The organism is Rhodoferax sp. (assembly GCF_014859475.1).
In the GTDB taxonomy this organism is placed as follows: Bacteria; Pseudomonadota; Gammaproteobacteria; order Burkholderiales; family Burkholderiaceae_C; genus Rhodoferax.
Map to the genome: position 1 here is coordinate 1 of NZ_JACUUE010000167.1, position 5,310 is coordinate 5,310.

Consider the following 5,310-nt stretch of genomic DNA (forward strand, 5'->3'; position numbering starts at 1 on the left):
GTGAACGCTGCAGCAATGCACTGAACATACTCGATCGCTTTCACATCGTGGCCAAAATGAATGAGGCACTCAATGATGTGCGCTCATCGGAGGCCAGAAAGCTGGTGGCCAAGACACTACGCAGCCACCGCGAGTTGATCCTCAACTACTTCCGGGCCAAAAAGCAGTTCTCCAGTGGCGTTGTGGAAGGTTTGAACAACAAGGTCAAAGTGACCATGAGAAAATCCTACGGTTTTCGGACGTTTCGAATCACAGAACTCGCCCTGTACCACGTGCTTGGTAAGCTTCCTGAGCCGCAACTCGCCCACAGATTTTACTGACGAAGCTTTAAGGATTTCTGCCTATTCGCCAGGCTGATGGGGTCAAGTTGGCTGCCTGCTGGCGCAATGCCTGCGCCAACAGGCGGTCATGGCCATAGAGGTCAGGGTAAAAAAACACCCGGCCGGCCTTGGCCACCACGGTGCTGTAGGCAATCAGCACGGTCAATGGCTGCTTCAGGCGCAGGGTGCTCGACTGGCCGCTGGCCATCGCCGCCTGGATGCGCGCCTCGGGCCAACCGGGGTCGTCCTGCAACACAAACTTGGCCAGCGTCACCGGGTCTTGCACGCGGATGCAACCGTGGCTGAAGTCGCGCCGGTCGCGCTCGAACAGGTTGGGTGCTGGCGTGTGGTGCAGGTAGATGTTGCTGTTGTTGGGAAAGACGAACTTGATGTCGCCCAGCGCATTCTTGGGGCCCGGCCGCTGGCGAATGCGCCACTTGCCCGCCAGCACCGCGTCGATGTGCTCGGGTGCCATGCTGGTGATCACCTGGCCGCCGGGGCCAACAAACTCCATTTCCTGCTGCGCCAGATAGTCCGGATCAGCGCGCAGCCGGGGCACTGTTTCCTGGCGCGCTATCGAGGGCGGCACGTTCCAGTAGGGACTGAACTCGATGAAGCGCATTTCCTCGTCGAACAGGGGCGTGCGCGTGTCGAGCGCCTTGCCGACGATCACTTTCATGGTCAGCTTGACGTCGATTTTTCCGCTGTGCACCGCGTAGGCGCGCAGCACAAACTCCGGCACATTCACCACCACCATGCGCGCGGCCTGGCGCAGCGGCGTCCAGCGCAGCCGTTCCAGTGTCAGTGCAATCTGCACGGCGCGTTCCCCGGGCACCACGTTCAGTTGCTGCAGCGTTCTGCGCCCCAGAACACCGTCGGTGTCGAGACCGTGGCGTTCCTGAAAACGCATCAGCGCAGTCAGCAATTCCCCTTCAAGCCTTTCAGGAACCGGCATCCCGGCGGACAGATCGCCCAGCGCCTGCAGGCGTTGGGCCAGCAAAGGCAAGCCTGGCCAGGCTTGTCCGGGCTCCAGCTTGCGTGCGGGCAGGGGCGCCAGGGGGGATTGCCACGCCGGGTGATTGACCAGCGCGCGGTACTGGGCCAGCGCCTGGCGCAACGGGGCCGCCATGGGTGCTTGCGTGGCCAGCTGCGTCACCGCCTGGCTCAGCCGCTGCTCGCGCACGGCCGTGCGCAGCCAGCCGTTGATGTCGGTGGCCGGGCCGACCGACGGCGCAAAGTTGGCTTTGATCTGCCGCGGGTTCACCCGCCCGAGGCTCAGGTCGCGCAGGTAATGCTGCATCGCCTGGGTCAAGGCGCGGTCCAGCTGGTTTTGTTCTGCTGGCGTCAGCGCTTCATCAGCACCCGCCCGCGTCACGGCCAGGTTCAGCTCAGCGGCCTGGTAGTGGGCCGGCTCCAGCCCCTCATCGGCGGCGGTGAGCAAAATCTGCACCGCCTGCTGCGCCTGCGCGCTGGGTCGATTGGCGTCAAACCAAAGGGGAGGCTCTGTGCCGGGCAAGATGGCGGATGCAGATACGCCGGTCACGCTCGCCAGGAGCCAGACGCAGACCAGCCAACGAGCCATCAGGAGGCCTGGTGCTTGGGCTGCGCTCTGGTTTCCTTGCCCTGCGCCTTCCATTTTTCATAGCACTCAAGGCCGCAAAAATGGACAACATAGTCTGTGGCCTCGGGCACGGTGGCTTCGGACACGGGCACTTCCTTCATGCATACATCGCACTGGACCGACTCAAGTTCCACGGGTTTGTCATGGCGGGTCATATCGCACTCCTTTGTGTTGCCATCCGGTAAGAGCTTGCCGAGGGTGAGGATGGCCATCCCGCTCGGTCATTCTGATGCCTTGATTCTGGCCACCGCATGGGCATTTGTCCAGACGAGCCGCCATGGTTTGCCTGGTTCATCGGGGCAGGTTGTCGAAACCGCCAGCCGCCCCGATCTCAAGACAAAGCAATTTTCCGATGGCAGGTGTTCCGCAAGCTGCGCCTCGTCCGCAAGACGACAGAATGGGGCCGCTTCACGCAACCCCCTTCTTTTTGCACATGTGCAGCTCAGCGCAAAGCGCTCACATCGGCCACCGCCAGCGCCGTCATGTTGACAACCCGGCGCACCGTGCTGGACGGGTTGAGCACATGCGCGGTGGCGGCCGAGCCCAGCAGGATGGGGCCCACGGTGAGGCCGTTGCTGCCCGTCATCTTGAGCACATTGAACAGGATGTTGGCCGAGTCCAGGTTTGGGCAGATCAGGATGTTGGCCGCGCCGCTCAGGGTGTTGTCGAGCAGGGTGGCGCTGCGGATGTCTTCCGACAAGGCGGCATCGCCCTGCAACTCGCCGTCGCACTCGATGTCGGGGCAGGCGGCCTTGAACAAGTCGCATGCCTGACGCATCTTGCACGCCGAACTCCGTTTGGACGAGCCGTAACTGGAGTGCGACAAAAACGCCACCTTGGGCGCAATGCCAAAGCGGCGCACTTCGTCGGCGGCCATGCGGGCAATGTCGGCCAGTTGTTCGGCGCTGGGGTCTTCGTTGACGTAGGTGTCGGCCACAAAGATGGAATATTGCTCCAGCATCAGCGCGTTCAGGGTGGCAAAGCCGAAGGCGCCTTGCCGGACGCCCAGGATGTCGCGCACATGGTCGAGGTGCACGTCAAAGCGCCCATGCAGGCCGCACAGCATGGCGTCGGCATCACCGAGCTTGACCATCAACGCGGCGATGGTGGTGGTGGAGCGGCGCACGGCGGCCTTGGCGGCCTCGGGGCTGACACCATGGCGGCCCATGACCTGGTGATAGGTTTCCCAGTACTGGCGAAAACGCGGGTCGTCTTCGGGGTTGCAGCAGTCAAAGTCGCGGCCCAGTTGCAGGCGCAGGCCGGCTTTCAGAATACGCGCTTCGATCACCGCCGGGCGGCCAATCAAAATGGGGCGAGCCAGCCCGCCTTCGATCACGAGTTGCGCCGCGCGCAGCACGCGATCGTCTTCACCTTCGGCATAGGCGACCCGTTTGGCGCTGTCGGGGGCATTGCGGGCAGCGCTGAAAACCGGTTCCATCAGCAGGCCGGTGGAGTAAACAAAGAGCGACAGTTGGCGACGGTAAGCGTCCATGTCCTTGATCGGGCGCTTGGCCACGCCTGAGGCCTCGGCCGCTGCCGCCACGGCGGGCGCAATGCGCAAAATAAGACGCGAATCAAAGGGCTTCGGGATGATGAAATCGACACCAAAGGCCAAGTCCTGGTCGGCATAGGCATGGGCCACTTCTTCGCTGATGTCGGCCTTGGCCAGGGCGGCGATTTCGTGCACGCAGGCCAGCTTCATGGCTTCGGTGATCTGGGTGGCGCCGCAGTCCAGCGCGCCACGGAAGATGTACGGGAAACACAGGACGTTGTTGACCTGGTTCGGGTAGTCCGAGCGGCCGGTGGCAATGATGCAGTCGGGCCGCACCGCCTTGGCCAGTTCCGGGCGGATTTCGGGCTCGGGGTTGGCCAATGCCAGGATGATGGGTTGGCTGGCCATGGACTTGACCATGTCTTGTGTCAGCACGCCAGCGGCCGAGCAGCCCAAAAACACATCGGCCTCATTGACGGCATCGGCCAGCGTGCGGGCGCTGGTGTCTTGCTCGAAGCGGGCTTTGGACGCGTCATAACCGCCGGGACGGCCTTTGTAAACCACGCCCTTGGAGTCGCAAATAAACACGTTCTTGACCTGCACGCCCAGGCCGATCATCACGTTCAGGCAGGCAATGGCCGCTGCGCCGGCGCCCGACACCGCCACTTTCACGTCAGCAATGTTTTTGCCCACCAGTTCCAGCGCGTTGATGAGCGCGGCGCTGCTGATGATGGCGGTGCCGTGCTGGTCGTCGTGGAACACCGGAATGCCCATGCGCGCCTTGAGTTTTTCTTCGATGTAGAAACACTCGGGCGCCTTGATGTCTTCGAGGTTGATGCCGCCCAGCGTGGGCTCCAGCGCGGCAATGATCTCGACCAGTTTGTCGGGGTCGCGTTCGGCCAGCTCGATGTCAAACACATCGATGCCGGCAAATTTCTTGAACAGGCAGCCCTTGCCCTCCATCACCGGTTTGCCGGCCAGCGGGCCAATGTCGCCCAGGCCCAGCACCGCCGTGCCGTTGGTGACCACACCCACCAGGTTGCCGCGGCTGGTGAAGTCGTAGGCCAGGTCGGGGTTGGCCTGGATGTCGAGACAGGGGTACGCCACGCCGGGCGAGTAGGCCAGCGCCAGGTCGCGCTGGTTCACCAGCGGTTTGGTGGCGTTGACCGATATCTTGCCGCGGGTAGGAAAGCGGTGGTAGTCGCGTGATGCGTCGCCCAGGGCTTGCTCGGCGTCAGACAGTTCATGGCTCATTGATGTCTCCTTGTAAAAAATGGATGGCACGCACTTTACACCCGCGGCCCGACGCCATAGATCACGCCCGCAATGCCGGCCTGGGCAAACAGGCGCACGTCGGTGTAGAGCGGCGTGTCCTCGACCTCGGTGGCGTTGATCATGCGCCTGTCCAGCTTGAAGTTGACGGTGCCTGGCACCACGTTGGTGTTGGTGCCGCCGCTTCAGGTACAGGATGCTTTTCGGCCTAGATGCCCATGGCTTGCAACAGCTTGGCCGTGCGCTCGGCGCGCGGCGCGTTGTTGTCTGGCGGCGTGTCGGTGGGCACACGGATGAGTTCTTGCAAAAAGCGCACCTGTTCGTCAAAGTGCGCGTCTATCCAGGCGTCAAGTTGGCTGTAAGTTGTCATGGTCATGGGTGGGTAGTGGCAGACATGGATTGCCACGCTTCGCTTTCCATGAACAGCCCCGTCATTGCGAACGAAGTGACGCAATCCATGCCCCCGGACTGCATGGACTGCCGCGCTACGCTCGCAGTGACGAAGTCTCTGTTCAAGGTCCGTGTGCGGTATCGGGCAGGGTACGGATGGCTCGCAATGACGAAGTCTCTGTTCAAGGTCCGTGTGCGGTATCGGGCCGGGTACG

At 62.6% G+C, this 5,310-nt stretch carries 5 protein-coding genes and 1 pseudogene; 1 reads left to right on the top strand and 5 read right to left on the bottom strand.

Going from position 1 to position 5,310, the window contains the following annotated elements:
• A partial coding sequence (locus IBX54_RS11975) for a transposase (RefSeq protein ID WP_296542883.1) occupies positions 1-320 on the top strand: 320 nt, incomplete at its 5' end.
• A gap of 7 nt (positions 321-327) precedes the next feature.
• Here IBX54_RS11975 and IBX54_RS11980 read toward each other — a convergent pair.
• The 5 genes and pseudogenes from IBX54_RS11980 to IBX54_RS12000 form a co-directional block, all read right to left on the bottom strand.
• Positions 328-1,902 (bottom strand): L,D-transpeptidase family protein, encoded by a 1,575-nt coding sequence (locus tag IBX54_RS11980; protein WP_296542884.1) that lies wholly within the window; start codon positions 1,900-1,902, stop codon positions 328-330.
• The gene (locus IBX54_RS11985; RefSeq protein WP_296542885.1) at positions 1,902-2,096 is read right to left on the bottom strand and encodes a DUF3330 domain-containing protein; all 195 of its coding nucleotides are present in this window, start codon (positions 2,094-2,096) and stop codon (positions 1,902-1,904) included. Before IBX54_RS11985 ends, IBX54_RS11980 begins: the two co-directional genes overlap by 1 nt.
• A 287-nt stretch (positions 2,097-2,383) precedes the next feature.
• Positions 2,384-4,687 (bottom strand): NADP-dependent malic enzyme, encoded by a 2,304-nt coding sequence (locus IBX54_RS11990; RefSeq protein WP_296542886.1) that lies wholly within the window; start codon positions 4,685-4,687, stop codon positions 2,384-2,386.
• 35 nt (positions 4,688-4,722) lie between these two features.
• Positions 4,723-4,866, bottom strand: a complete 144-nt coding sequence (locus IBX54_RS11995) for a hypothetical protein (RefSeq protein WP_296542887.1) — start codon at positions 4,864-4,866, stop codon at positions 4,723-4,725.
• Between the two features lie 50 nt (positions 4,867-4,916).
• Positions 4,917-5,075: pseudogene (locus IBX54_RS12000) on the bottom strand (peptidase M20); the annotation flags it as partial.
• Positions 5,076-5,310 lie beyond the last annotated feature (235 nt).

Excerpts from the sequence above, each read along its gene's own strand:
- IBX54_RS11990 (WP_296542886.1), bottom strand. The coding sequence starts at position 4,687 with ATGAGCCATGAACTGTCTGACGCCGAGCAAGCCCTGGGCGACGCATCA.
- IBX54_RS11980 (WP_296542884.1), bottom strand. The coding sequence starts at position 1,902 with ATGGCTCGTTGGCTGGTCTGCGTCTGGCTCCTGGCGAGCGTGACCGGC.
- IBX54_RS11985 (WP_296542885.1), bottom strand. The coding sequence starts at position 2,096 with ATGACCCGCCATGACAAACCCGTGGAACTTGAGTCGGTCCAGTGCGAT.